Origin of the sequence: Nonomuraea sp. NPDC049784 (genome assembly GCF_040659615.1) — a bacterium.
In the GTDB taxonomy this organism is placed as follows: domain Bacteria; phylum Actinomycetota; class Actinomycetes; order Streptosporangiales; family Streptosporangiaceae; genus Nonomuraea.
Genome location: NZ_JBFAMX010000944.1, coordinates 1 through 2,847, shown reverse-complemented (window position 1 = coordinate 2,847; position 2,847 = coordinate 1). Strand labels below are relative to the sequence as shown.

The 2,847-nt window shown below is 67.5% G+C and carries 3 protein-coding genes; all 3 read right to left on the bottom strand.

Translation table 11 applies throughout. The features are described 5' to 3' along the window. Nucleotides 1-357 (bottom strand): hypothetical protein (locus AB0J09_RS61445; RefSeq protein WP_360713307.1); only part of this gene is annotated, 357 nt, incomplete at its 3' end. A 270-nt stretch (nt 358-627) separates the two neighbouring features. Further along, nucleotides 628-1,806, bottom strand: coding sequence for a hypothetical protein (locus AB0J09_RS61440; protein ID WP_360713305.1), 1,179 nt, complete (start codon nt 1,804-1,806; stop codon nt 628-630). A gap of 76 nt (nt 1,807-1,882) precedes the next feature. Continuing rightward, nucleotides 1,883-2,665 (bottom strand): alpha/beta hydrolase, encoded by a 783-nt coding sequence (locus tag AB0J09_RS61435; protein ID WP_360713303.1) that lies wholly within the window; start codon nt 2,663-2,665, stop codon nt 1,883-1,885. Nucleotides 2,666-2,847 lie beyond the last annotated feature (182 nt).

Here is a 2,847-nt window from a genome sequence, read left to right as displayed (position 1 = left end):
GGCCAGGCAGGCACCCCCCGTCCAGGCGGCCGGCAGGGCCGAGGCGGCGATGACAACCACTGACCCGTCCCTGGTCTTGGCCGCTCCGGGAGCGCGGGTGCTCCTGGCCGGGGCGGCCACGCACGCGGCCGGTTCGATCCTGGGCGATCGGCCGTCGGTCGCGGCCAGCGTCGCCGACCTGGGGCGGTGCCTGACCGATCGCGCGGGCCTGGATCCGGCGCACCTCAGCGTCCTGGTCGACCCCGCCGCCCGGCGACCCTCGCCACGGCCCTGTCCGACCTGGCCGGCCAGGCCGAAGACGTGCTGGTCTTCGGTTACGTCGGGCACGGGGTACTCGACGACGACGGGGAGCTGCATCTGGCGACCAGCCGCCCGGCGGCGAGCGCGGCACCGGTCCGGGTGATGTACCGGATAACGTGCGAGAGTCGCGCACCGCTCGGGCGAAAGGTTGTCCTGGTCGCCGCGCCGCCATGATCGCTCATGTACGTGATAATAGGCAATTATCACGTACATTCCGTATTGCAGCGCGGAGTGCGCCCGGCCACCGTGATCGGGATGGGGATGTGTTCCCGGCCGTCAGACCGGAACTCCGCCGCCCAGCGGCGGCCCTGCTCAAGATGACGGCTTTCAGCCGAAGAGATTCGGCCAATTGCCGCTGCGAACCCGTACATCCGTGGCTGCCTCTTTCACCGACCGACCGTCGGTATCGATGCGCAGATGACCTGCTCCGGCGCGGTCGAGAGCCTTGGCCTCGTGCATCGCTCGTTCAGCGATACGGTGCAGGGCGTCCGGGCCCAGCCCTCTCAGCTCATCGCCCGGTATGGCCGGCCCGCCTCCCCGGCCACGCTGGGCGACGCGCTCGGCCAGCGTGGCCGACCCAGCATGCAGACGACACACGGTCAATGTCGCTCCAGGCAGCAACTCGGCGTAGCCACGGACGATGTCATCGGAATCGGCCTCCCCGGAGACGACCAGACACTGGGCACCCACCGCGCGATATCCGGCCCAGATGGCCGCGAGGTTGCGTGCCTTGAGGGCATGACTGGCCACGTCATCGTCCGCGACAGGACGCAGCGCACCGATCTGTTTCACATCGACATAAGCGGCTCGCACGCCGGTCCGGTAAACCTGCATGAAGATCTCGTATCCGACCGTCGATTTCCCAACCGCCGTAGCACCGCAGAGCCACAGCACGGGCACCGGCACGGAAGCCGGTGCAGCATCCTCCTGCGGTGGCGGCGGCTGGCTCTGCCGATCAACGAAGCTCTGGAGCATCGCCGCGGGAAAGACACCCGGCCATCCCCCAGCCCGGTCACAGACCAGTCGGGCCGTCTCGGAAACCGCAAAGCCGCCCGTATCCACGCACACGTCGGCGTAGTCGCTCCGCTCCAGGGACTCCGCCTCAGCGACCGCATCCTCCACCAACTCCGGACGCCACCCCCGCCCAAGAAACCGTTCCTTGAGCTCAGCATCATCGACCCGCAGCCGGCACAACGTGAACGCGGCCTCGGGAAGAAGAGCCGTGTACTCACGAACCTCCTCAGGAGAGTCGACAAAGCCCGCAAGGACCAGACACTGCACCCCTTCCTGCCGAAAGTGCGGCCACATCGCAGCCAGACTCCGCGCGCGGACGCGATGCGTCATGCCCTCTGGCATGGGATAACACAGGCTGATCTGGTCAGCATCGACGAACGCCGTCTTGACACCACTACGGCTCAGCTGCTCAAACACCTCCCAGCCGACCGAGGACTTCCCGACACCCGTAGGCCCCGACAACCAGAGCAGAGGCAGAGAAACGTTGCTCATCTGCGCGACGCTAACGGGCTCCCGGTGAAGCGCGCGAATGGATTTCGCTACCACCGTGACCCATCGAAGCGTCGCATCAGAGTGGGCCGTCGAGGAAATTTCGAATGATGGAGACGAGTTCGACTGGCTTCTCGAAGACCACAACGTGCCCGCTGTCGACCTCAGCGTAGTCGCTGCCCTTGATCGCTTTGTGGAGAGCGCGGGCGTTCTCGACTGGAATCAGATGATCGAGGGCGCAGCCGATCACCAGCGTGGGAGCGGTGATGCGGGGAAGCTCGTCTCGGATGTCGATGCGCAGGTCGAGGTCGATCTGGCGACGGGTGCCGTGCGCGGGTTCGCCGGACCGGAGCTCGGCGAGCCCGTCGGGCCCCAGTGCGCTCAGGAAGGTCGGGCTGAAGGCGATCAGCGGTGCAACCGCCGAGGCCAGCTCGGGCCGGGTGTCCATGGCCTCACCCCAGGTCTGCAGGCCGAGCCGCAGTCGCGGGTCCTCGCTGTGCGTCCAGCCAGCGATGAGCACGAGGCGCCGTACAAGATCGGGATGGTGGGCCGCGATGCTCGCCGCAACCACGGCGCCGAGCGAGAAGCCCACGAGGTCGACTGCTCCTACCGCGGCGTCGCGTGCGACAGCGGTGACCTGGTCCACCAGGAGGTCGAGGGTCAAGTCGCCGACAGGCGTGGTGGTCTTGCCGCTGCCGGCGTAGTCGGGAGTAATGACGGTACGGTCGTCGGCGAATTGTTCCACCATGTGGCCGTAGTTCGTCGCGGCGTCCAAGCTGGTGCCGTGCACCAGGACGAGGCCGGGGCCGTTGCCGCTGATCGCGTAGTGCACCTCGGTACCAGAAGCGTGGGCGATGGGCATGAGGGGGCTCTTTTCGTTCGGGTTCATTCATTCCGGGGCGCGTGTCGTGGCAACCCGAAGAGGGTGATGACGGCGCCGACCAGGGGAATGAGGGTGACGGTGAGGGCGCCGAGGCGCACTGCGTGCAAGGCCACACTCGGCGCGACCGCGGCGGCAGTCTCGCCGTCCAGCCCGACCGTGAC